Below are 24,103 nucleotides of genomic sequence, written 5' to 3'. Positions count from 1 at the left end.
TTTGGCCGAATATCACACGCGGGTGTGCGGCTTATGGGTGAGTTTCCACCCATCCGAAAAGATAGTTGTCGTACTTGTTTCGTTATTTTGTTTATTCAATCATCAACTTAGATCGGAGTGACCAATCGGAGTATTCTGGTCTGACTTTTGCTGAATACGATTCATTGCGCTGAATAGGCGGAATCTCGATATCACTAAATCATAAAACTGGAGGATTCTTAATGAATATTACACGCAGATCGGTACTGACCGCAGGTACAGCCCTACTTGCAGCCAGTATGATGCTACCTGTCACCGCATCAGCCAAAGAACGAGTGGTTTTTAGCGGTGGCCCGGCTGGTGGTACCTTCCAGGTCGTCGCCAATGCCGTCCAGGTCTACAAGCCCATCAAGAGCTCGAAGGATTTTCGGGTCAAGGCACAATCTTCAGCCGGCTCGGTTGAAAACCTGCGTAAGGTAAACTCCGGCAAGGCCCAGATGGGCGTAGTCTATTCCGGCCATGTTTACCTCGGCCGCAACGGCCAGATGAAGAACGACACCAAGAAGTATGAAGACGTCATGGCTGTCGCCTGGCTCTACGGCGCGCCTGCCCAGCTAGTGACGCGTAAGGACTCCGGCATCAAGAGCACCAAGGATCTTGTCGGGAAAAAGGTTGGTGTAGGCAATGCCGGCTCAGGCGCATTCGCCAACTGTGAACTCTTCTTCACCCACATGGGTGTCTGGGACAAGGTCGAACGCAATGCCATGGGTTACAACGATGCCGCTCAGGCATTCGGCAACAATCAGCTGGATGCCTTCTGGTTGTTCACGGCCTTCCCCAGCGGCGCCGTTATCATGGCGGCCCAAACCAATGACATTGAATTGGTGGATGTGGGTAAGGACGCGCAGGATAGCGGCTTCTTCGATAAATACCCCTACTTCTCACAACTGTCGGTACCGGCCGGTACCTATCGCGGCGTAGAGAAGGACAGCCCCTCCTTCCAGGACTCGGCCCTATGGGTGGCCAACTCCAAGGTATCGGACGACACTGTCTACAACATGCTTTCCATCATCTACACCGATGAAGGCCTGGCCCACATGAAGGCACAGAAAAAGACCTTCAAGAACATGAGCCTCGATACCGGAACCCAGGGCGTTGTCACCCCATGGCATCCCGGCGCCATCAAGTTCTGGAAAGATAAAGGCATGATGTAAACCATCCTGCTCCTGAGCCCACGGGCGCAAAGGAGTAGCAGTAAGAGATAAAGCCGACCACAGCGATGTGGTCGGCTTTTCTTTTTTCGACGTATTGACGGATACCTGGTCTGGAACAACCCATAATAATCTCAGTGTTGATCGTAATTCGTCATCATCTACAGTCTTAATAACAGCCCTGATCCGGCAAGACATGACAGGAGGCATAGCGTGGAACACAAACACGACGAGACCTACAGTGACGAAGAGGCTGAGGCACGGCTGAAGGAGGAGCTGCCCCACTGGTATCTGGAGAAAGGCTGGATCCGGCGAAAATACAAAACCAGTGGCTGGAAGGGTACCCTGATGGTGGTGAATACGGTGGGCCACCTGGCGGAAGCGGCGTTCCACCACCCGGATCTGACCGTCTCCTATGCGTTCGTCATCGTCAAACTGGTGACCCACTCCGCCAAAGGCATCACCGACAAGGATTTCGAACTGGCGCGCAAGATCGAGGAGGTGATCATGTGGCAGCCCGGACTCGCGGCGGGCGCCCTCGAGGGCACCCCCGACGATCCGCGCTTCAAATACATCAAATACAATTGATCGGGCGATTGATCATAAAACCCATAGCAACTCTCTCGTAGGCTCAATTACCGGTTACCGTCACTGTAACGGGGACGGAGGAACTGATCGCCCTTGCCGTATCGGGATTTGCATCGTCGTCAAAAGGAGTCGCAACGAGTTGAAAGTCACTGGCGGCATCGACCGGCGCTTCGCATACAAAATAAAAAGTGTAGCTTACCGATGAACCGGGCTCGACGTAGGCCGGATTGTTGTTCGAACTGCTGACCACCACCAGCGCCGTGCCTGGAAAGGTGTGTTCCATGAGCAACGCCTCACCACTGGTATTGGTGACGGTCAGCGTACCCACCTCCTGTGCGCACTCTGATACCCCGACCTGATGTTCATCGGAGATACTCGTCGCGGATAAATCGATCGTTACAGCGCCCGGCTCAACGACATCATAGGTGCAACTGCCGTCATCGACAGTGGCCGCCGGATTGTAGTTGCTTGCCGACGGATCGGTGCAACCACTCACATCTTCTGAGTCATCGACACACTCAATGTTGCGGTAAGTTTGGAACTGCAGCGAGGAGTTATCTTCCGAAGCAGAAAGACTGCCGAACAGATAACCAAGAGCCTGTTCACCCGACAACCCCGAAAGATCGTAGTCTAAAGTGATATTCTCGTATATTCTCCCGCTTCCAACACCCGTACACCTATACTGATAATCATAGTCTCCCATTACAAGAGGCACATATTTTGCACTACCCGAATTACCTGCTGCATCGGGATTAGGCTCCAGAATGTAGGGCGACATGCCGTTCAAAATATCTTCGAATAGCACGGTATCAATACTATCCGGCGACCAATTACCCCTTATCCCGGTCCGAACCGAAATAAGTTTATATAAATCTTCGTTACCATCGTTTCTCCAAAGGGCAACTGGCCCGACTGCAGAAATTTCAAAACCAAAATCGACTCCCAAATTGGATAGGCGATTGACACCGTCACTTCTTTCCAATACGACTGTTGCTGCCAGCTCAACTTGCTTATACGACGTAAGAATATAGGGAGGACCAACCACATGTGTACTACTTTGCGAACCGCTGCTGAACACCCTAACCGTGCTACTCCCAATAGACTCGGCATGAGCAAGTTGTGAAAAATGCATGATCTCGGCAGTCGCGGTCAGCGTACCGTCGTCATTGAACTGAATGTCAGGGTTGCCGCCGGCTTCAACCGTACCGCCGCTGGCCGTCAGCAGGGGCAGTGCGGTGATGGTCCTGCCGGCGGCGTCATCGGCGCTCGGCGCATCCATGGTCAGCGTCACCGAAACCGGCTCATCGAACGATAGGCCGTCCGGTCCCAACTCGTAGACCACATCGACATCGATGTCGTTGAACTCGGAGCCCAGTTGACCCGGGTCTACCGCCTTGATCGTAATCGTGTTCTCAGCCGGCAAGGCGCCGTCGGGAAAGTGCAGGCTCAGCCTTCCGTCCGAAGACGTAATCGACCCGCCATCCACCCCGATCAACTGCTCGGCGACGGAATCGTCAATGGCGTTGGATGTTGACGAATCATCGCAGGAGAAGAGCATCGGTAGGGCAAAAAGCAGCAGTAGGATGCTGGCGTTCAGGCTTTTCATGGGGGCATATCTCTCAATATCGCGCTAGTTTCATGGCGGCAACATGGTGTGGTATTTAAAGTGAACCACAGCAGTTCGGCACAGCTTCCAGACTACAACGGCCTATAGCGTCGAGACTTGAGGTTTGACGGACTTTACGGCATTAGAGCGACACTTGAGGACAATGCGGCAATACCCCCTGAAGTTGCACAATTCAACTGCAAATGTAATTAACGCAATATCCCTAATCATTAATTATTCTTTCTTAATCAACAGGATAAGTCTTACTATCTTGGTTGCATTGCATTGCTTCAACTGTTCTATATTTAAGTATGGATCTCTTCAGATATTCGGGGTGCATCTCTCAATGAGACCTACTCCCCTTTTCTACAGCCCCAGCTGATGTAGTCTTTGAAAAACAGCCAGTGCTGCAAGCACGATAACTAGGCTCAGACAGTAATATAAGAGGAACTCGGATATGTTTGACAGAAACAAGCGAGAGACACATAGCGAAAACGATAGCATCCCACCCACCGAAGCAAGGGAACCCGAGGAGAGATTCGACCCCCAGAACCGTGTTCGTGAGGCGGCGGTCATCGGTCCATCGATTCAGATCAACGGCGACCTGAGCGGTGAAGAGGACTTGATCATCCAGGGCAAGGTGTCCGGCACCATACAGCTTCGGGAGAAAAGCCTCACTGTGGGCACCAAGGGTCAGGTTGACGCCAGTGTACTGGCACATCGCATCATCATAGAGGGTAAGGTGAATGGTGATCTTTGCGGTTCTGAACGAGTCTCTATTCGAAAGACAGGCAACGTCCACGGCAACATCGTATCGCCTAAGGTCAGTCTTGATGAGGGATGCCGCTTCAAGGGCAGCATCGATATGGATCAGGAGATGATCAACAAGGCTTTCGGTAAATCGGCAACGCCTTCAGCAACCGCTAAGCCGGAACAGGCTTCCGCCAAATCCAAGAACATTGAGATCAACAGATCGAACAAAGCCGGTGAATCTTCAGCAGCTGAGAAAAAAGTCAATAGTGGATCCACGGGATGAGTCTGACGGTTCATACGGAAAGATGTTTCCGAGAACCGGCAGGCCCTGTCCGACAGCGTTACGATCGATAAAATGATGCGATAACATTGGTCACTTTGGCTTCACCCAATCAACCAATGCAGGGAGGTGCCGATGAACCGTTCACCTCACCGCTGTTTTATGAAACGATGGCGCGGTTCGATCGCACCACACGTCATGTGATTCTCGAACCAGGATCCGCCAGCCCGGGCATCCTGGCACTGCTGCAGGGTAGAAGGTGCCGTCTGTTGGTGGCCGACGCGGCTCTGGCATTGAGCAGGCTAAGCGAGAAATCGCAGGAGAAGGAATCCCTACTCCACCAGGTGGAGCCATTGATCACCGACGCCGGGGCCGAAAAGATCGATACCGTGTTATGCTGGGACCTGCTCAACTATCTGAGTCTACCACTGTTTAACGCCTTCACTGCCCGTCTGGCAGCTATAATGGCACCTGCCGGCATGCTGCATGCTTATATCCACTCGGCGCATAATGCCATGTCCAGACGGCCACAGCGCTATTCCGTACTGGGAGATGACCTCGTGGCGCGCTTGGATCACGATCCACCCGAGCGCAAGGCTCCGCGCTACAGTTATGGCGATCTGGATAAATATGCGAGCGGCCTGCATGTTGTTCGCTCGATGTTGCTGCGTAATGGAATTCAGGAGTATCTGCTGCGTGTGAAACCCGAGGGAGAGGGTCCGTCAGAGAAGGCGTAGTCCGGACAATTCGCCGGTTCGAACAAGATGACGGCGAGCGGATTCAACGGCCAATGCCCGATACAACCAGATGGTAGCTCACTCTGTCCTCCTTAGCGTATTAACAAGATATGTTTCAGTACCTTAAGGCCAGTTAACACTAAGCCAATAGCTCTGTAGCGAAGCAACAGGTCTTTGTAAATATGAATATCATGCAAATCGGGGCAAAATCCTTAAGTCGGTCGCGTAATTGCCGTTATGCTAAATCATTGATCAGGGATATTTCGTGCGGCACCGTCTCGATGACACCACAACAGACCAACGGATAGTTACAAATCAACAGACCCCGATGAAACAAGGATTTAAGTTCAACAACAAAAACTTAAGCCTGTGGACCTATCTGGCAGCCCTGCTGTGGAGTGCCGTGTTCATCTTTTCGCTCGAATGGAATTTGAATCAGAACCAGCGCATGGTGCCCGAACGGGCCGGCGCTCAGGCCCGTGCCGCCATCGAGAAGGACATGATCTATCGCAGTGTGGTCTCCCGCGTTGGTGGCATCTATATGCCGGTAGACCAAGGCATCATCCCCAATCCCTATCTGGCCCACCTACCCGATCGGGATGTGACCACCACCGACGGCCGCAAACTGACACTGGTCAACTCCTCCTACTTCACCCGCCTGGTTCACGACCAGGAGGCAAAGATGGCGCCTCATGGAATACGTGGACATACCACCAAAGAGAATCCGCTCAGGCCGCTCAATGCACCTGACAGCTGGGAACTCAGAGGCTTGAAAAAACTGCGCAGCGGCCAGCCCGAATGGAGTGAAGAGACGCTGATCGATGGCAAACCCTACCTGCGCATGATCAAACCCAGGCTGGCGAAGGCCTCCTGCATGAATTGCCACCCGGAGGAGAATGCCGCACCGGGGGAGATCATGGGCGGCATCAGTGTGCGTATTCCACTGGATGAATTGCAGGCCCAGGCAGATGCACGAGTCCTGAATATTGCTGGCTGGCATGGCGGTTTATGGATACTCGGCATGATCGGCCTGTTTCTGGGAAACCGACTGCTCCGTATCCAGTCGGAGAAGATGCAATATTCGGCGCTGCACGACATCCTGACCGACCTGCCGAACCGGGCACTTTTTATGGACCGCCTGGAACAACGGCTGGAAAACGCCAAACGGCACGAGCTCACCGGGGCCATACTTTTTCTGGACCTGGACCGTTTTAAATATATCAATGACTCACTCGGCCACAGCATCGGCGACGAGCTGTTGAAACTGGTCGCGGAGCGACAGCGCTACCTGCTGCGTGCGGAAGATACAGTCGCCCGCCTTGGCGGTGACGAGTTCGTCATTCTCTTGGCTGACCTGCACGCCGATCCCGAGATTACAGCCATCGAGGCGCAAAACGTGGCGGAAAAGGTGCTGGATGCCCTCGCCCAGCCCTATCACCTCGGCAACCACACCCTGCATTCCACGCCCAGTATCGGCATTGCCCTGATCTCACCCGAATCAGACGATGCCAGCGAGATCCTCAGGCAGGCCGATGCCGCCATGTACCAGGCCAAGGAATATGGCCGCAACAATTTCCGCTTCTTCCTGCCCAGTATGCAGATGCTCGCCTCGGAAAGGCTCGAGTTGGAAAACGCCCTGCACAGCGCTATCACCCGGAATCAACTGGTGCTGCACTATCAGCCCAAGGTTGCGATCTCGAGGAGAGAGGAGATATTGGGTGCCGAAGCCCTCATTCGCTGGCAGCACCCGACCCAGGGCCTGCTCTTGCCCGGTGAATTCATCGCCATTGCGGAGGAGAGCGGACTGATACTGCAATTGGGCGGGTGGGTATTGCGAGAAGCCTGCTTACAGATCAAGGCATGGGAGCAACGTTTCAAGGGAAAACCCTTCGGCAGGATTTCCGTCAACATCAGTCCCAAGCAGTTTCAGCAAAAGGACTTCATTCAGCAGGTAATATCAACGATTACCGATACCGAAGTGGACCCTACGGGACTGGAATTTGAACTGACCGAAAGCTCCCTTGTTGAAGATGTTCATGATGTAAGAAAGAAAATGGTGGAGTTGAAGAAACTCGGCATTCAAATCTCCATCGACGATTTCGGCACCGGCTACTCATCTCTCGCCTACCTGAAGATGCTGCCGGTTGATGTACTGAAGATAGACCGCTCATTCATCCGCGACATCGGCATCGATCCCAACGACGATGCCATTGTCGAGACCATACTCGCGATGTCCTGGCGACTCGGATTCCGCGCGATCGCCGAAGGAGTTGAAACGGAAGAGCAATTGAAGTTTCTGCGGGCGCGGCAATGCGATGGCTATCAGGGCTACTTGTTCAGTCGACCGCTGGCGGCAGATGGGCTCGAGGCCATTCTGCTCAAATCGGCGGATATACGCGCCTAAATGACCCGGCTAACACTTATTCAATCGACTCTGTTGCAGCAGAAAACGGACAGCGTGTATGGATTTAATTGCTATTGTCATCTAATCCGCTAGCCAGCCTTTTCCAGATCTCGATACGCTCTTCCGTCACCTTGATGGAATTGATGTAGTCGAGATCCAACAGAGAGTCTAAGACGGTATCCTCTGCTTCGGCATGTACCAATGCATTCGCAATATGAACCACGCTGAGCACGCTGAACACCCTTTCCCCCTGCAATGCCGGCTGATTATGCAAGGCCACCGCTTCCACGACCGACTGTGGCAATCCCCACAGACCTAAGAGGTATGCACCCACCGCTCCATGTGTGGAGCCGAATACCGCCTCCTCTGCAGCGACCCGTTCTTCCGTTGCAGCTTGCCCCGCTTCTATAAACTGCAGGTACTCGGTGGGCTGATTGACTATCAAGATCAGTTTACCGATGTCGTGCAGCATGCCGGCAAGCAGGCTATCCTCGACGGCGGGAGACTGCATTCCCTCCTCGCTGGCAATCAACTTGGCAAGTGAACCAACCCGTGAACTATGGAGCCAAAGTGCATCCAGCGAAAACTCCTTCACATTGAGCTTGTCCGCCTCGAACTGTTTGAATATACCGATTGACAGTACCAGCGGTTTAAGTATTTCAAGCCCCAATAAAGAAGCTGCGTCAACCGGATTTGAGACATGGCGACCGAGGCCGAAAAAGGCCGAGTTGACAAGCTGTAGAACCTTTAAGGTCATCGCCGGATCTTTGGCAATCAACCTCCCTACATCGGCAACCGAGGCGTTCGGATCCTGAATGACAACCATCAATTCGCTATACAGTGCGGGCAGGCTTGGCAGCGTACGCATACCGGAAACCAGAGACTTGAGGTGACTCTCACCGAGGAGATCACGCAACGAAAAAGCGCGCGCCAAGGTGCCTTTCAGAATATCGATCTCACAAGGTTTGTTCAGGTACTGATGAGCAGGCCCCACCGTCTTCATCACCGATTCCTGGTCAGATTGCCCGGATAGCACAATACGAACCACCTGCGGGTGTCCCTTCGCGATGCAATCCAAAAGCTCCGCACCATCCATGCCCGGCATACGCATGTCGGTGACTATAGCGTCTAAACGGATCTCTTCGGCCTTTGCCAGCGCCTCTTGTCCGCTGCCGGCAAACTCCATATCCCATTCCTTTCGCTGACTTCGCAGACTGCGCCTGAGTCCTGAGAGGACGTTCGGTTCATCGTCGACGAACAGAATTTTCTTTTTTTCCGTTGAACCGATCATGCCATCTTCTTCTCTAGGGGCAGCCTGATGATAAACGTCGTACCGACACCCATCTCTGTCTCGAAACTCAGTTCACCATCGTGTTGATCGACAATGATCTTGTGGCTTAGCGAGAGCCCCTGGCCAGTCCCTTTGCCCACATCCTTGGTGGTAAAGAATGGATCGAATACATGTTCTCGCGCATCCTCGGGGATACCGGTCCCACTATCAGCGATACGGATCACCACCCAATTGTCCTCGTGACCAGTGGTGATCCTAATTAATCCCATATCGCCGTTATCCCCCACCCTGTCGGTAATGGCATGAGCGGCATTGACGATAATATTCAGAATGACCTCGTTGATCGGCCCAGGTATGCAGCTGACCTGGGGCAGGGAGGGATCGAGCTCGAGCTGCATCTCAGAATGATACTTCCAGACATTGCGCGCCACGGTCACAGTACTGTCAACCGCCTTGTTGATATCGGTCAACGTCTTCTCTTCAGAACCCGGATGCGAAAACTCTTTCATTGCCCGTACTATGGTTGCAACACGGTCCACTCCATCTAGAGTCTGCTGGATCGACTTGGGCACCTCTTCTTGCAGGTACTCCAAATCCACCTCTTCGATCTTATCGTCCAATTGGGATAAGAGTTCCGTTGGCACAGTACCGCTACGTGCAGTGTCGACAACTTCATACTCATCGTTGATGATCTCGGCAATATCCTCAAACGCTTCACGCAGAAAGCGTATATTGTCACCGACATACTGAATCGGTGTGTTGATCTCGTGAGCAATCCCTGCCGCCAACTGTCCAATCGACTGCAGCTTTTGCATCTGCTGCATCTCCGATTCGAGCTGCTTCTGCTCGGTGACATCATCGGCGATCAACAAATAGCCGTTACTGTCGTCATTCTCGTCTATGAATGGCGTGGCACAGACCGAAAGCAGCCGATTGGTTCCACTCACCGGTTTACAACGCACTTCAAAACGGTCAGCTTGTTTTTCACTACCCAGACTGGTGAGGATATTGTTGGCAGCCTGCGACCAGTCCCAACCAATGGGAGCGGCGGCAATCGGCTTGCCAAGCACCTGTTCAGCCACTACGCCAAAAGTCTGTGCAGCCTGTTCGTTCCAATGGCTGATACAGCCCTGGTTGTCCACTCCGATAAGAATGGAGGTCAATGAAGATAACAGGCGGCTGTTCTGCTCGTGAGCCAGCGCCAACTGATTGCTGGTGCGTGCCCGCTCGATAATACCCGCCAAGGTATCGGCCACACCACGCAGAAATGACTCTTCATCCTGACTGCGTATATGCCCCTCTTTGAGATAGAGCGTCAGTACACCCAGTACATGATCCTTAGAGATGATCGGCACATTATAGTGGCCGTGGGGCTGCATACCTTCCACTCTGTTTTCATGGCGATCATCGACGCAATCCGCGAACTGCACTTCCCCGCTTTCCGCAGCACAGCCACAGAGACATTGACCAAATTCAATCGTTTCGCAAAGCTCGACAATTTGAGGATCAAGATTCGAATGGGCCAGCATTTTAAGTTGCCCGCTCCCATTCTCAGCCACGAAGATAGCGCCTTGATGCATCATATCGGTGAGTGGCGCGGAAAGAATGACCTCCAGACACTCCTCCAGCAACCTCTCGAATGGCATCTCCTGCAGTGACAGACTCAACAGCTTGTTGAGGATATGGTGGGTACGGCTTTGCTGATGCAGTTTACTGTAGGTATGGTAGCGCTTGATCGCATACTGAACGACCCGATTGAGCACCCTCTCATCCACCACGCCCATGAAGAGGCACTCGTCCGCCCCTTCACCCATCCACATGGCAGCCAGCCCCGCATCCTCATATTTTTGGGTGGCGATGATCGGTGCGTAAGAGAAGGCGTCACGCAAGGAGCGTATGGCAGATGGTGACGGCATATCCGCCAGACCGGTATCCAGCAGGATCAGGTCGTAGTGGGATTGGGCGATTTCGTTGAGGGCATCCGCCAACAGCTCAACAGTCTTGTACTCGATGCTCAGTTGAGAATCCATCCGCAGCAGCAGCTGCACAGTCTCCTCTGCGCTGTCGGGATCGTCATCCACCAGCAACACATGGATTTCGGTATTCTTCTTTGGTGAAATATCATTCGGCATAGCGGTCATTACACCTCTGCACCGCCACTATATCCGATGTGGCTATAATCGATGTTTTGCTCAGACTCACACATACCGTTTGCCACGGGAATGACTGCAGCCAGCCTCACACTCAATATATACTGTATCGGCCCTTTGCATTCACACCTTTAGTGAGGGGAAAAAGATAATTCCGGATTAGGAATTAAACTATTGCGCAATATCAACATATGGTTTCATCACAGCAGATACCATAAATTTATCATGGTTTATGAATCGAAATGAGGTATAGGATCACTTCGTTACAGATGCCGGTGCAAAAGGGAACAAGAGCCTGTTTTTAAAATACTCAATTTGATCTCTGCAGTATGACCATCTCCTGACCCTTCCGGTATGGCAGACTCAGAACAGCCATTCCTGACCGAATTGACAGATGTATAATCAACGAGAGATAAGCCCCAACCACTGCTACTTGTTCAGCACAAAGCCTTTACGAACTGGATTCCTATTTTATCCGGTAACGGAATAAAGAGCGCCGTATGGCAACACTTAACGCTATTAACCCGGCAACCGAATAGCTCACTTTCAGGGGTTCAAGCATGCCCTTGATCAAGGCGTGCTCACAGGGAAGGATTGTTCCCTTGTCAAGAGCCACAACACCGAACGGCGCTTTTTCAGGCACAACAGGGTGCATTGGATTAGTGTTAACAGGCCCTAATACTCATAAAATCCTTTTGCGCTTTTTCTACCCAAGTAACCCGCATCAACCATGCGGCGAAGCAGAGGACAGGGACGGTATTTGCTGTCACCCAGTCCATCGTGTAACACCTCCATGATAGAGAGGCAGGTATCAAGCCCAATTAGATCCGCCAGTGCCAAAGGGCCCATAGGATGATTCATACCCAATTTCATCACTTCATCAATGGCTTTAACGGAGGCAATCCCTTCCTGAAGGGTGAAAACTGCCTCGTTAATCATCGGTAAAAGAATCCTGTTGGATATAAAACCCGGACTGTCATTTACCGCTACCGGTGTTTTTCCAATCTGCTTGGATAACTCATGGATAAGTCGATTGACTTCATCGTCTGTTTGAAGCGCCCGGATTACCTCAATCAATTTCATCATCGGCACGGGATTCATAAAATGCATACCGATTACTCGCTGCGGACGCTTCGTCTCCCCCGCAAGCTGAGTTAATGAAATTGAGGATGTATTGGACGCCAATATTGCCTCCGGTTTACAACATTGATCCAATGTCCTGAATATCGATGACTTGATTTCATATTTCTCGCTAGCCGCCTCAACCACCAGGTCAACATCCTCCATCTGTTCGAGTTGTGTCGTCACCTGGATGTTGGTCAGTGTCTCATTTTTATCCAGTTCTGTAATTTTTTCCTTGTTCCATAATCGGTCCAGGCTCTTCCTGATAGCATTCATACCCCGTTGCAGGGATGCTTCATCAATATCATGCATCAATACGCTGAATCCGGCTGCGGCAAACACTTGGGCTATACCGTTACCCATGGTGCCCGCCCCCACAACACCCACTTTCTTAATCTGCATAAGATCCTCTACTGTTTTATGTTAACCAAAGCAATGGATAGGTGACGATGCAGAGCAGTCCACTCACTCCGTGAGTATCCTGATGGTTGTCGGTCAGGGGCCGCCATCGCTTGTACCACTGCAGGCAACCAAGCGCATAATTCGGCATACCACCCGAAATCCTCGTGGACTGGACGATTCTGTATAAATTGATGACCTCTGCCCGTTCACTGACTGCGGGCAACTATCTGCCGGAATTCTTCGTCACTAACCAGCCTTTCCTCCGACGTGGCCAGCAACTTAATCGCTGCTAAAATGGTTGGATAACGTTCCTCGGAAACCGATAGATTGAGTTCTTCAGCCTTCAACTGAATACTTGCCAGGCCGCTTTTTTTACCCAGCACGATGCCGCGCTCAGCGGCAACGATATCTGCCGAGTATGGTTCTATTGCCTGCGGTATATGGAACTGACTTGCTACTGCGCCACTCTCCCTGATATACAGGTTCTCGCCCACCACAGGCTTCCATCCATCCACCTGGTAGCCTCCGGCCTGCTTGACCACCCGCGATGCATCCCTCGCCTTGGTCAAATCCAGTTCCACCGGCATGTCATACAGACATTGCAATGCCAGGGCCACTTCGCAAATATCCGCATTGCCGGCCCGTTCTCCCATACCATTCACTGTGCCCTGGATCCATGTAGCGCCACCCCTTACCGCAGCAATGGCAGAAGCTGTGGCGAGACCGAAGTCGTTATGCCCATGCCAATGGATAGGGATTCCGGGCCCGACATGACTGGCGATATCATGAATCAGGGCTTCCACAGCCTCGGGTGCACAGGCGCCAATGGTATCGACTACCGAGATCTCTTCCGCACCGGTCTCTATCGCCGTAGAGTAGACATCTTTCAGAAAACCCGTATCTGACCGGGTTGCGTCAACAGCAAAAAAATTAACCCTGAGGCTGTTATCCCTGGCATGTTTGACTGCATTGGTCAAACGTTCCATGACCTTTTTACGATCAAAACCATAAGCCTGCATTTTGAGATCGCTGGTGGAAATCTCCACCAATACCTGTTTCGTCCCCAGCTCAATATGCGCATCGATATCACTGATGACACATCGGGCGAATCCCCATATTTCCGAGGTTAAATCCGCTTCCAGGATACGCTTGACCGCTTCGGTGTCCTCGGCAGAAACCTTAGGGAAACCCGACTCGATACGTCCCACGCCCAGCTCAGACAATGTGCGGGCAATCTCAAATTTTTCATCCGGATTAAACACCACACCAATCGCCTGCTCGCCATCACGCAAGGTTGTATCGTAAAAACGAACGGTGCGATCACGATCAAATCCGCCACGGACTGTCTCGTCTTTATTCAGTTCGCTAATCCATATCTTGTCATTGGGAATCTGTAAGCTCATCACTGGCCGCCCTGAGGATATAAGAGAAAATGTGCGAGCAGCCACCTCCGGGCTGAACGCTTGGGTGATGGCTTGATTCTAGGGTTTAGCCTCTACAGGCATCTTGCCTATCGATGCCCGGGGTTTGACTGTCAGCGACAACGACCGCACTGAAACAGCCTAGAGCCTGTTAACACTAATCCAATACTCAGCAAAATAAGCGCCAGGCAGTCGTCTTTCCGGATAGTTCCTGAATGCGCTATTGAGGATTGCTCATGAACCAGTCATAGATCTCCTCTGCCGTGGTGAACCACACGTCAGAGTGCTTTTTCATGTAGTCATACCCCGCCTCAAAATACTTGATACGATGAGGCACTCCCATGATGTACGGATGCACACTCATGGACATGACACGCGGCTGTTCGGCACCTTCCGCATAAAGCCGGTCGAACTGATCAATGACCCTGTCGAGCCATACCCGGGATTGGTGCTGGTGTACGACCATCATCGGCAGGTCACTCAACTCCAAGGTATAGGGCATAGCTACGATAGGCCCGGATGAAGTATGCATCGCCACCGGTTGTTCATCCATCGGAAAATCACACACAAACTTAAAACCGACCTCGGAAAGGATATCGAGGCTGTCCAGCTTTTCATGTAATCCCGGGCCAAGCCACCCCTTCGGCGCCTTACCGCTGAAATCGCGCAGCAGCTTGAATGATTTTGCGATGACTTCATACTGGTCGGGCACGATATGCAATGCGGCCTGAGAATATCCATGCCCCATCAAGGCCCAACCGGCATCACACAGGGCCCTTGCAACCGGTTCTCCACTACCCTCGCAAACGCGCGCGTTGATTGCGGCACTCGCCATTAGGTTGCGTTTACCGAGCGCCTCCATGAGACGCCAAATCCCAACCCGCATGCCATACTCATGCCAGGCCCAATTCGGTATATTGGGCACGGTGACCACACCCGCCGGTGGTGTGACGTATTCCCGGGCGATGGGTTTTTCGATATCCCATTCCTCAACGTTCACCACGGTATATACCGCTACTCTCTTGCCTTCCGGCAGTTGCCACTTGGGTCGGTGCGGCATGGCAGTGAATTCAAAACGATCTTCGGGTCTGGTCATGATCAATCACCGTGCTGGTTAGACATCAGTAAGTCCACGCCAATATTTCATAATGTATAGGGTTGCCCCAATGCCGCAAACGCCTGCACCTTGACTGCCATTGATGCACTGATGCGATCCGGGGCCACAGCCCCATACAGAGTATTGCGTTGGCGAGCAGGCCTGTTGATCGAGGCGATAAGCTGCTCCATCTCATCAGGCGGCAATTCCTGTCCATGACTCGCACCCGCAGCACGACTTATGCTTTCACTCATCAGGGTCCCTCCCAGGTCGTTTGCTCCCGCCTGGAGACAGGCCAAGGCGCCGTTTCTGCCCATTTTCGCCCAGGATGTCTGAATATTGGTGATATGGGGATAGAGAACCAGCCTCGCGATCGAGTGCATCAACAGCGCCTCGCGGAAGGTGGGACCTTTACGCGACTCGCCCCGGCGATAGATCGGAGCCCCCATATGTACGAAAGGCAACGGCACGAATTCGGTAAATCCACCGGTTTCCGCCTGCAGGTCCCTGACATGCAACAAATGGCGCGCCCAATGTATCGGCCGATCGACATGACCGAACATAATGGTTGCCGTGCTGCGCAGTCCCATGCCATGGGCGGCCTTCATGACTTCAAGCCATTGCTCGGTATTCAGCTTATCCTGGCAGATGATATTTCGTACTTCGTCATCCAGAATCTCAGCTGCGGTCCCGGGCAGGGATGACAGACCTGCCACTTTGAGTTCAGCGAGCATATGCCCGGGTGAAATACCGAGCGTCCTCGCGCCTTGCATGATCTCAAGCGGTGAAAAGGCATGAATATGGATATCGGGTTGAACCGCCTTGATCGCTTGGCATATCCTAAGATAGGTTGCACCTGTATACTTGGGATGAATGCCGCCTTGCAGACAGACCTCTACCGCGCCCCGATGCCAGGCATCATTGACATGTGCCTGTATCTCAGTCAATTTCAGATCGTATGTAGGTTCATTGTTCGAGCGGCACTTGGAAAAAGCGCAGAAACCACAGCGAAAACCACAAACATTGGTATAGTTGATGTTCCGGGTCACAACGTAACTGACGGTATTCCCCACTGTCGATTCACGCAGCTCATCCGCAATGGCGCAAAGCATTTCCCGATCCCTGCCACGCGCTTCAAACATCGCTGCTATCTCGGTTTCACCCAACCGCTTCCCACTGGCAGCCTGCATCGCAATACGAAAGACATTGCTTGAAAAACCACGATATTCACCAGTGGGTCCAAGCGTATATTTCGGAATAGGTTCATCGTCTCCTGCAAACCAATTATCGGTTCTTGGAAAACCGGATGCATCGACCAGTCTCAATAAGGCTTGATGAAATCCAGCATCGACCCATTCAGTCATCCGTGAGACATATTCAGGATAGAGCGCCAACCTAGGCTGCAGGTGCATGCCCTGTGCCTCAGTTACATGTGCAAGTATCTGCCGTTGTGGCCATGGCGCTTCGGGATTGACATGATCACTGGTAACCGGTGACACACCACCCCAGTCATTAATACCTGCCGCCAGCAAATCACCCAAGGAACCGGGTGACAGATTCGGCGGCGCCTGGATGTTTGCCTTGGCGCCGAAAATGATCCGCGCTACGGCAATGGTCCAAAGTAAATCATCAAGACCAGGCTCAGGCGAGTCAGCCATCTTGGTACCGGGTTTGGCCCGGAAATTTTGGATGATGATCTCTTGCAGATGCCCCCTCGATTCAGCCAGAGCTCTAAGCGTCAACAGTGACTCGATCCTCTCCTGCCGGGTTTCACCGATGCCGACCAGGATACCGGAAGTAAAGGGAATACCCATATCACCGGCATCATCGATAGTCTTTAGTCTCCTGAAAGGTACCTTGTCAGGTGATCCATAATGGGGAGCGCCTGGCTCGAGCAGTCGCAGAGAGCTGCTTTCCAACATCAAACCCTGGGAAACAGACACTTCACGTAATTTCCGCAAGTCCGCTTTATCCATGACACCGGCATTCACATGAGGTAAAAGGCCAGTCTGATCAAATACCCTTTGCGCCATCTCAGCAAGATAGGAGATGGTTGAGTGATGACCCAGCGACCGCAGCTCGCTGGCCGCCAATCGGTATCTCAATTCAGGTTTGTCGCCCAGGGTGAACAGCGCTTCATGACAACCGGCCCGTACACCTTGTTCAGCAATCTCGAGCACTTCGTCAGGCTGCAGGTAAACGTGTTTGAAACGCTTCGGTGTTTCAGCGAAAGTGCAATAATGACAGACATCCCTGCAGAGCTTGGTCAACGGAATGAATACCTTGGGTGAATAGGTGACTACGGACCCATGACCCCGGTCCCGTATCGCCGCCGCGGTATTTACCAAATGGCTCAGATCCTTGTAATCAGAAAGCAGTAGCGCCTCCTCATCTGACAACACGGCTCCCTGTAGCGCTTTCGAAACAATGGCCGTGGAATGGGTCATATTCGTATTAATCGACTACACCACACTGGCGCAGCAAGATCTCGATATAAACCTTGATGATGTCCACCATGTCACCAATATGAACATGCTCTCCCTGATGTGTGGAAAAACCACCGCCACCTGTTCTAATTCGACCGGCGGAACCATAATTTACGGTAGGGATGCCATAGCGATTCATATGTGCTGCATCGCTATACCAGGTTTCTATACCCATCTTGGGTGCTTCACCCAGCTGATTTCTATGGGCTTCGATAACGGTCTGAACCAGTTCATGGTCATCCGCTATTGATGTGCCTGGTGCAGAAACGAACACATCGACCTTGGTGCCTTCGAGTTGCGGATTTGCTTTGATCTGTTCATTGACCAAATCACGCACCTCATTATAAGCCTGTACCGGCAATGCATCGGGCAGGGTCCGCACATCCATGTATATCGAACAACCATCCGGTGTGCGAGCACCACGCCAGGGCCAGCCACCCTCGATAGCGGAGACATTGACGCGGGGATGGAAATCACCAAGCTGATTTCGGGCCACGTAGTCCGGTATCCATTCATGAATGGCATCCAGTATCACCCGGCTTTTATTGATGGCGTTTTTATCCACGTCCGACCATGCAGTGTGTATCAAGTGCCCAGGCACGGTGATCTTGATCCAGGTGGTACCACAATGACGTGGAATCAACATCATGTTGGTCGGCTCTCCCAGTATGCAAAAATCCGCTACTGCGCCATGCGTGATCGCATACTTGGTGCCGACACCATAGCCCTGGTACTTACGGCCCTCGAAGTCATTGACCGGTGATTTTTCAATCTCGCCGGCAACACCTGCGATTACTACATCGCCACCCAGCCGAATACCGGCCTTACGAATTGACTCCGTCGCCACTACATAGGTAGCCATCGCACTCTTCATGTTGAAGGTGCCCATACCATAGATCCATTCGTCGTCAATCAGCGTACCCTTACACTCATAACCGATACCCCGATGGGCCTGCTCAGGACCGAATGAAGTATCCAGATGGCCGTTAAACATAATCGACTTGCCACCTCCCGCCCCACGTAATCGCCCTACTGCGTTATAGCGCTCATCACCGATTGGTTGCAGGGTGGCATCAAAACCCGAGCCCTCAAGTACTTCATGTACCGCGCGCGCCATGTCACCTTCATAACCGGTAGGGCTGGGGATATTGGTCAAATCGATAACCAGTTGTACCAACCGGTCACGGTCAATCTGATCGATCGCTTTGGCTATTAAGTTTGAATTCACTGTAGTCACATCAATTCTCTATTGTGTTCTCATTACGGACAGTGCAGATCACTAACTGTCGATAAATGTTGTCAGCGTACCGAGTTTCTCGATATTGCAATCGATCCTGTCACCGGGTTTCAGATAGACAGGATTTTTCATTCCGGCTATTACTCCAGGAGGGCTGCCAGTCGTGATAAGATCGCCTGGCTGAAGAGTCGTGTTTGACCACCAAGCCACTAAGTCAGCAACCTTGTAAACCATATTCGCAGTGCTGGAGCTTTGCCTCTGCTCACCATTGAGTGTCAGAACCATCTTCAGGTCATCACACTCACCGACTTCGTCCATCGTGACCAAGTAGGGACCGAGCGGACAGGAACCGTCAAAACTCTTCCCCAACAGGATGACCTTGTTGGAGTGCTCCCTGGCTTGGATATCGCGGGCGGAAAGATCGTTGAAAATTGTCAGTCCTGCAACATAATCCAAAGCATCTTCTTTCTTTACACGAAATGCTTCCTTACCGATCAGAATGCCCACCTCGATCTCGTAGTCGAGCTGCTTGGTGAAATGAGGAATCTTTACCTTGGCATGACTGGGTACCACTGACGAAGGCGCCTCCAGGAATCCAGTGGGATGTTCAAAGTGAAAATCACCCCAGTTATGTGATTGCCATTCCGGTTCATCCCAGGTTGTCAGCTCAGACAAATGATCGGAGAAGTTACATGAGGTATGCATGATCTTGCCTGGCTTCGGTACAGGCGCGAGCAGTTCCACATCCGATGCATCATATATTGCAGATTGTGCAGTGCCGCCCTCTTGCGCAATTGACCATGCAGCCGTCATTGCGACTGCCCCCTGTTCCAAAAAAGCAATCATTGAATCAGGTAAATCACCGTTGCTCGCTTGATGGAGATCGAGATAGACACCATCCAATACAACAGCAATTGTCTGTTTGCCGCTTGATTTAATTCTGATACTTGCGAGCTTCATGATTCGATATACCTCGAGCTACTTCAGGGATAAAACGCCGCTGAAGAATTCCCGTGTTATTGACAAACAACACTAATGACTCATGCCAAGCAATCGACCATCTGTACCGCACATTTATACCGGGACTTCGCTGGTTCCCGACAAATCCGGAGCTGGAAAATGAACCCGGCATTGCTCCGGTATTGTCTTTGTCCGGCTGTTACAATTAATTGCATAGGCTATGAAAATGATTGACTGATCAACCAGCGGCAGAGGGACCCGGCTGCAACCTCGGCACAACATGCTCGCCCATCAGGCGAATGGTCTCGAGGTTATCCTCCTCATCATCACCGACTACCTCCAACAAAGGAAGGTTCAAGCCGGCATCAACCAACTCCTGGGTGATCTCCAGACAATCATCGGGATTACCCGAGATAACTGTAAAATTACGCATCATCTCGTCTGTTACCAGATGCGTGACATTATCCTGCGTGCCTTCTGCAATCGCTTTTCGGAATGGATCCCAGGCGGAATCCGGTAATCCGGACCCAGCCAAGATGACATCGTTTTTGATGTTCCGGATCTTGTTGACAATATAGGTGCCGGTGTAACTGCGGGTTGCATCACGGGCCTTGTCACCATCTTCCGAGCATGAACAGAGAATAACACCGCCCACAGGGAAATCCGTTGGTATTGTGCGGTTAACCGCCTTTGCGCCCTGCTGCATATTATCGATGGCATACCTGACAAATGCGGGTGATGTCAGACCTGCCAGCAACATGCCGTTGCTCTCCTTACCCGACAGCTTCTGCATAAAAGGCCCTGTCGCACCGACATAGATCGGTATTTCTGTGCGCAATCCGTCAGCAGCCCTGTCATATTGAGGCATTGATGATTTGAAAAGCTTGCCTTCATAGGCATACTCTTCGCCGCTCCAAACCTTGCGCATAATTTCTATCGATTCACGATGAACAGGGACCGGTTTCATGACATCGGTATCGTATTCCAGATATTCAATACCCACTTTGCCGACACCTATGCCCATTATGAAGCGCCCATTCGACAACTCATCAATAGCAGCAGCCTCGGAGGCCTGAATGGTAGGGTGTCGCATATACGGCGATGTAATACCCAATCCGACGGGAATCTTTTCTGTCACCATCGAGACTGCCGCCAAGGTGGTAAAACAGCCTCTCGCCTCCAGCCCATATTGGCGAAACCAGTGGTAGGCTTCTGCTATCCAGAAACCACCATTCATATTTGATGCTTCAGTCTGTCGCGCGTAGGCCTGCATCGATGACAGGGGTTCATAGGATTTAAAGATGACACCCACCTTCGGGCTCACGGTTGCGCTCATTAGGCTCTCCCAGAATTAATGACGGATCGCCGGTCTTACCTGCATCCCAGCGATTCACTTGACAAAAGGAATTCGTTGCAGATATTAGAAACGTCAAGAGTTGTCGGTTCTTGCCCCTGGAAGAGTGATTGATTGACTGTAAGCGCAATTACAGGGAAGCCACTATTCGGCAGTGAAAGATTCTCTTTTTAACCGCTTAATATTTCGTCATACTTACATCACTTAATGTACGAATTGCATACACAATTCAAAGAATGGGTTCGGAGCTTATCTATGTCAAAACCATTCCAGCAGTATGATTTATTCAACATGAACCTGCTCAACGAGCGGAACAACCCGATATGCAAATGACTAATCCTGAGTCACCGGTTTTCGATCCCGCGGAAGTAAAAAAGCAATTTCCTATATTCTCGTCACATCCGCAGCTTCGATATATGGATAATGCGGCCACAACCCAGTGTCCCGAGGCTGTCATTCAGGCGGTAGACCTGCATGAACGTGAATGTCGCGCCAATATATCCCGAGGCATATATTCCCTGGCGGAAACGGCTACCGATGCGTACCAACATGCCCGCACCACCCTGGCACATTATTTGGGCACAGATGACGCATCTGAGATTATTTTCAGTTCCGGTACAACAGGCGCCATTAATCTTCTGGCTAATGCTATGGCAGCCGATTTGAAAGCGGGGGACGAGATTCTGCTCTCATTGGCTGAACACCACAGTAACCTGCTGCCCTGGCAAATTCTGTCTCAACGCACAGGCATACAGTTACGTTTTTTGCCATTGGCTGCAGACGGGCGTATCGATATGAAATCGCTTGACAGCCTGATGACCGACCGTTGCCGTTTAGTTGCGATCACTCATGCCTCCAATGTCACCGGTGCGATAACCGATCTGGCACTTATCATTGATGCTGCACATTCGGTGGATGCCGCCGTATTGCTTGACGGCGCCCAGATGGCGCAGCACGGCCCCATCGATGTCAATGCCTTAGGCGTGGATTTCTACGCACTTTCAGGCCACAAAATGTTTGCCCCCACGGGTATAGGCCTGCTTTGGGGATGCCGCGAGAGACTGGAATGCCTCAAGCCGCCATTCGGCGGCGGCGGCATGGTTCACAGTGTAACGATCGACAGCTTTGAAGCCGCCGAAATTCCTGCCCGATTTGAGCCGGGCACACCTCCGATAGCTCAGGCAGTAGGCCTCGCTGCCGCCGCAAACTGGCTGATGAAGCTTGACCTGGCGGCGGTGGAGAGTCATTTAAAGCAAATAACCGCCCAGCTGCTTGATGGTTTAAGTCTGTTTCCCGGAGTACGGTTGATCGGCCCCGGCGATCTGCAAGAGCGCCTCAGCCTGATCTCCATGGATCTGGCAAACATCCATCCCCATGACTTATGCCAAATAGTTGCAGATCGCGGAATCGCTGTACGTGGAGGACACCATTGCGCAGAACCCCTGATGCGTTTCCTTGGTCTAATGGGCACTACCCGCGCCAGCCTTGCACTTTACAATGATGAATCGGATGTTGACGCCTTATTGCAAGCACTTGAAGAAGCACAGAGGATATTGATTTGAACAACCCGATATACGCTGATCCGATTATGGCGCTGGCAAAGGATTCGATCGGCAGTGGACAACTGGAAAACCCCCATGCCCGGGTTCAGCTGGATAACCCACTCTGTGGTGATCGCGTGATTATCGATGTAACCTGGGACGACCGCGGCAGAGTGACGGAGCTGGCACATGAGGTTCGGGGATGTGCGCTATGTCGCGCAGCAGCTTCCTTGATCGGACGTGATGCACCCGGTAAAAATATCGATGATATCAAAATGGCTAAAACAGAATTGGAAATATTACTGAAAGAGAACATTTTGCCAATTCAGCATCACTGGCAGGCGTTATCGGTATTCAAAGCGGTGCACGGACACAAGAGCCGTTATGAATGTGTTCTGCTGCCATTCAAAGCACTCAATCAGGCACTTGATCGAAGCAGCTGATTGATTGCTTCGTTTGTGTAGCCCGGCCACATGAGCGAGTATAAACCAGCCCTATTTACAGCGCGGTCTCAATAGCCGCAGGCGCAATATGGGGTAAACCACGGTAACCGTTGCAATCGAACTCAGCACTTCAATAGGTTGCCATGGTTTGAAAACCCAATGGGCCAATACAACTGCTGTAATCAGACTGATGACTCCCGCCCAGTTAATCTGCTCAGACGGATCAACTTTACCTAAGCGTTTGGCGACAATATAGTAGTCCATTATGATCACGCTGGATAAGGCGCTGAGCAGAACACCCAGGAGTTTTATCCACTGCTCGACCAATTCCAGGATATGTCCGTATAGCATCAATAAAGCGATAACATTGGCCAGCACCACGAATGTCACCCTTCCCGGCCGCCAGCCAAGCAGGGCATCTGACATATTACTCAAACAAAGAGATGAGCTGTACGCATTTAAAACCTGCGCCTTGGCTTGCGCCAGAAACATCAAAACAAACCCGATGGCACCGGCGAAAACCATAAATGTGGCTGCAATACTGTCGGGGTTTTTCAACACCTGCCGGGGCGCCTCTTGTGCGGACATGCCCTGTACTGTCGTGTAGTGTTCCAGCTTATTTTCAACCAACCGATACGATCCGCCTCGGGAACCGATTCCAGTGCATGGTCTTCCATCTTGTCCGTCAGACTGGCGCTCATGGAAACTCCCGGGTATTTCCGCTTATTCCAACGGGCCTCGCGTGACTGTCGTGAGTCCCTCGTTGACTTGAAAGCGCTTTATGTTGATATCCTTCATCCCGAAGTCACTCAACCTGGCGCTGTGCATTTCCTCATAACGACGGGCAGCAACCCGGTCCCTGAACAAATAGATACCCCCAGCCCGCTTTTCGTCAGGACTCTCAGTCCATATCTTCCAGATCAATCCCGGCTCTTCCGCTATTGAAGCGGCAAGATCCTGCATTTCTTCCGACAGCCTTGCACCGAAAGGACCCTGAAAAGGAAACTCTATGCACAACAGTGTCAGCATCTGACGACCCCCC

The 24,103-nt window shown here is 51.9% G+C and carries 20 protein-coding genes; 7 read left to right on the top strand and 13 right to left on the bottom strand.

All coding sequences use genetic code 11. The features are described 5' to 3' along the window. Positions 1 to 221 precede the first annotated feature (221 nt). The gene (locus AB8516_RS18720) at positions 222 to 1,193 is read left to right on the top strand and encodes a TAXI family TRAP transporter solute-binding subunit (protein ID WP_108294560.1); all 972 of its coding nucleotides are present in this window, start codon (positions 222 to 224) and stop codon (positions 1,191 to 1,193) included. A 210-nt stretch (positions 1,194 to 1,403) separates the two neighbouring features. After that, on the top strand, positions 1,404 to 1,778 hold the full coding sequence (locus AB8516_RS18715; RefSeq protein ID WP_369162701.1) for a 4a-hydroxytetrahydrobiopterin dehydratase: 375 nt from the start codon (positions 1,404 to 1,406) through the stop codon (positions 1,776 to 1,778). Positions 1,779 to 1,821: 43 nt separating this feature from the next. Here AB8516_RS18715 and AB8516_RS18710 read toward each other — a convergent pair whose 3' ends face one another. Beyond that, complete coding sequence (locus AB8516_RS18710; RefSeq protein ID WP_369162700.1) at positions 1,822 to 3,384, bottom strand: hypothetical protein; 1,563 nt, start codon at positions 3,382 to 3,384, stop codon at positions 1,822 to 1,824. Positions 3,385 to 3,841: 457 nt separating this feature from the next. Here AB8516_RS18710 and AB8516_RS18705 point away from each other — a divergent pair, with 457 nt between their 5' ends. From AB8516_RS18705 to AB8516_RS18695, 3 genes are all read left to right on the top strand, one after another. Continuing rightward, a complete protein-coding gene (locus tag AB8516_RS18705) occupies positions 3,842 to 4,420 on the top strand; it encodes a polymer-forming cytoskeletal protein (RefSeq protein ID WP_108294556.1) in 579 nt (192 codons plus the stop codon). A 95-nt stretch (positions 4,421 to 4,515) separates the two neighbouring features. Next, positions 4,516 to 5,154 (top strand): hypothetical protein, encoded by a 639-nt coding sequence (locus AB8516_RS18700; protein WP_369162699.1) that lies wholly within the window; start codon positions 4,516 to 4,518, stop codon positions 5,152 to 5,154. Between the two features lie 328 nt (positions 5,155 to 5,482). Next, positions 5,483 to 7,558, top strand: a complete 2,076-nt coding sequence (locus AB8516_RS18695) for an EAL domain-containing protein (protein WP_369162698.1) — start codon at positions 5,483 to 5,485, stop codon at positions 7,556 to 7,558. A 64-nt stretch (positions 7,559 to 7,622) separates the two neighbouring features. Here the strand turns inward: AB8516_RS18695 and AB8516_RS18690 are convergent, their stop codons facing one another. From AB8516_RS18690 to AB8516_RS18650, 9 genes are all read right to left on the bottom strand, one after another. Further along, positions 7,623 to 8,849, bottom strand: a complete 1,227-nt coding sequence (locus tag AB8516_RS18690; RefSeq protein ID WP_369162697.1) for an HDOD domain-containing protein — start codon at positions 8,847 to 8,849, stop codon at positions 7,623 to 7,625. Continuing rightward, positions 8,846 to 10,981 carry an ATP-binding protein gene (locus AB8516_RS18685; protein WP_369162696.1) on the bottom strand — a complete coding sequence of 712 codons (2,136 nt, stop codon included), beginning with the start codon at positions 10,979 to 10,981 and terminating at the stop codon, positions 8,846 to 8,848. The genes AB8516_RS18690 and AB8516_RS18685 overlap by 4 nt, the downstream gene beginning before the upstream one ends. Positions 10,982 to 11,674: 693 nt before the next feature. Then, complete coding sequence (locus AB8516_RS18680) at positions 11,675 to 12,523, bottom strand: 3-hydroxybutyryl-CoA dehydrogenase (protein WP_369162695.1); 849 nt, start codon at positions 12,521 to 12,523, stop codon at positions 11,675 to 11,677. Positions 12,524 to 12,729: 206 nt separating this feature from the next. Continuing rightward, the gene (locus AB8516_RS18675; protein WP_369162694.1) at positions 12,730 to 13,926 is read right to left on the bottom strand and encodes a LeuA family protein; all 1,197 of its coding nucleotides are present in this window, start codon (positions 13,924 to 13,926) and stop codon (positions 12,730 to 12,732) included. Between the two features lie 238 nt (positions 13,927 to 14,164). Then, on the bottom strand, positions 14,165 to 15,040 hold the full coding sequence (locus AB8516_RS18670) for a polysaccharide deacetylase family protein (protein ID WP_369162693.1): 876 nt from the start codon (positions 15,038 to 15,040) through the stop codon (positions 14,165 to 14,167). A gap of 47 nt (positions 15,041 to 15,087) precedes the next feature. Next, entirely contained in the window at positions 15,088 to 17,487 is a 2,400-nt protein-coding gene (gene cofH / locus AB8516_RS18665; RefSeq protein WP_369162692.1) for a 5-amino-6-(D-ribitylamino)uracil--L-tyrosine 4-hydroxyphenyl transferase CofH, read from the bottom strand. Positions 17,488 to 17,494: 7 nt separating this feature from the next. After that, positions 17,495 to 18,754 (bottom strand): M20/M25/M40 family metallo-hydrolase, encoded by a 1,260-nt coding sequence (locus AB8516_RS18660; RefSeq protein ID WP_369162691.1) that lies wholly within the window; start codon positions 18,752 to 18,754, stop codon positions 17,495 to 17,497. A gap of 51 nt (positions 18,755 to 18,805) precedes the next feature. After that, on the bottom strand, positions 18,806 to 19,723 hold the full coding sequence (locus AB8516_RS18655) for a fumarylacetoacetate hydrolase family protein (protein WP_369162690.1): 918 nt from the start codon (positions 19,721 to 19,723) through the stop codon (positions 18,806 to 18,808). A gap of 238 nt (positions 19,724 to 19,961) precedes the next feature. Then, entirely contained in the window at positions 19,962 to 21,059 is a 1,098-nt protein-coding gene (locus AB8516_RS18650; protein ID WP_369162689.1) for an LLM class flavin-dependent oxidoreductase, read from the bottom strand. Positions 21,060 to 21,406: 347 nt separating this feature from the next. Between AB8516_RS18650 and AB8516_RS18645 the strand changes: the two genes are divergently transcribed. Together AB8516_RS18645 and AB8516_RS18640 are read left to right on the top strand one after the other, a co-directional pair. After that, positions 21,407 to 22,639 carry an aminotransferase class V-fold PLP-dependent enzyme gene (locus tag AB8516_RS18645; protein ID WP_369162688.1) on the top strand — a complete coding sequence of 411 codons (1,233 nt, stop codon included), beginning with the start codon at positions 21,407 to 21,409 and terminating at the stop codon, positions 22,637 to 22,639. Continuing rightward, on the top strand, positions 22,636 to 23,061 hold the full coding sequence (locus AB8516_RS18640) for an iron-sulfur cluster assembly scaffold protein (protein WP_369162687.1): 426 nt from the start codon (positions 22,636 to 22,638) through the stop codon (positions 23,059 to 23,061). The genes AB8516_RS18645 and AB8516_RS18640 overlap by 4 nt, the downstream gene beginning before the upstream one ends. Positions 23,062 to 23,112: 51 nt before the next feature. On the opposite strand, the gene AB8516_RS18635 is transcribed toward AB8516_RS18640, so the two are convergent. The 3 genes from AB8516_RS18635 to AB8516_RS18625 are packed head-to-tail and all read right to left on the bottom strand — an operon-like array spanning position 23,113 to position 24,090. Then, positions 23,113 to 23,622, bottom strand: coding sequence for a hypothetical protein (locus AB8516_RS18635; RefSeq protein ID WP_369162686.1), 510 nt, complete (start codon positions 23,620 to 23,622; stop codon positions 23,113 to 23,115). After that, a complete protein-coding gene (locus AB8516_RS18630) occupies positions 23,616 to 23,762 on the bottom strand; it encodes a hypothetical protein (RefSeq protein ID WP_369162685.1) in 147 nt (48 codons plus the stop codon). Before AB8516_RS18630 ends, AB8516_RS18635 begins: the two co-directional genes overlap by 7 nt. A gap of 22 nt (positions 23,763 to 23,784) precedes the next feature. Next, entirely contained in the window at positions 23,785 to 24,090 is a 306-nt protein-coding gene (locus tag AB8516_RS18625) for a monooxygenase (protein WP_369162684.1), read from the bottom strand. Between the last annotated feature and the right edge of the window lie 13 nt (positions 24,091 to 24,103).

The sequence above is a fragment of the Candidatus Thiodiazotropha sp. LNASS1 genome, from assembly GCF_964212655.1.
Classification (GTDB): Bacteria; Pseudomonadota; Gammaproteobacteria; order Chromatiales; family Chromatiaceae; genus Thiodiazotropha.
This window is presented reverse-complemented; position numbering and strand designations above follow the sequence as displayed.

Excerpts from the sequence above, each read along its gene's own strand:
- AB8516_RS18675 (WP_369162694.1), bottom strand. The coding sequence starts at position 13,926 with ATGAGCTTACAGATTCCCAATGACAAGATATGGATTAGCGAACTGAAT.
- cofH (WP_369162692.1), bottom strand. The coding sequence starts at position 17,487 with ATGACCCATTCCACGGCCATTGTTTCGAAAGCGCTACAGGGAGCCGTG.
- AB8516_RS18655 (WP_369162690.1), bottom strand. The coding sequence starts at position 19,723 with ATGAAGCTCGCAAGTATCAGAATTAAATCAAGCGGCAAACAGACAATT.
- AB8516_RS18645 (WP_369162688.1), top strand. The coding sequence starts at position 21,407 with ATGACTAATCCTGAGTCACCGGTTTTCGATCCCGCGGAAGTAAAAAAG.
- AB8516_RS18680 (WP_369162695.1), bottom strand. The coding sequence starts at position 12,523 with ATGCAGATTAAGAAAGTGGGTGTTGTGGGGGCGGGCACCATGGGTAAC.
- AB8516_RS18670 (WP_369162693.1), bottom strand. The coding sequence starts at position 15,040 with ATGACCAGACCCGAAGATCGTTTTGAATTCACTGCCATGCCGCACCGA.
- AB8516_RS18695 (WP_369162698.1), top strand. The coding sequence starts at position 5,483 with ATGAAACAAGGATTTAAGTTCAACAACAAAAACTTAAGCCTGTGGACC.
- AB8516_RS18690 (WP_369162697.1), bottom strand. The coding sequence starts at position 8,849 with ATGATCGGTTCAACGGAAAAAAAGAAAATTCTGTTCGTCGACGATGAA.
- AB8516_RS18625 (WP_369162684.1), bottom strand. The coding sequence starts at position 24,090 with ATGCTGACACTGTTGTGCATAGAGTTTCCTTTTCAGGGTCCTTTCGGT.
- AB8516_RS18720 (WP_108294560.1), top strand. The coding sequence starts at position 222 with ATGAATATTACACGCAGATCGGTACTGACCGCAGGTACAGCCCTACTT.
- AB8516_RS18705 (WP_108294556.1), top strand. The coding sequence starts at position 3,842 with ATGTTTGACAGAAACAAGCGAGAGACACATAGCGAAAACGATAGCATC.
- AB8516_RS18650 (WP_369162689.1), bottom strand. The coding sequence starts at position 21,059 with ATGAGCGCAACCGTGAGCCCGAAGGTGGGTGTCATCTTTAAATCCTAT.
- AB8516_RS18710 (WP_369162700.1), bottom strand. The coding sequence starts at position 3,384 with ATGAAAAGCCTGAACGCCAGCATCCTACTGCTGCTTTTTGCCCTACCG.
- AB8516_RS18630 (WP_369162685.1), bottom strand. The coding sequence starts at position 23,762 with ATGAGCGCCAGTCTGACGGACAAGATGGAAGACCATGCACTGGAATCG.
- AB8516_RS18685 (WP_369162696.1), bottom strand. The coding sequence starts at position 10,981 with ATGCCGAATGATATTTCACCAAAGAAGAATACCGAAATCCATGTGTTG.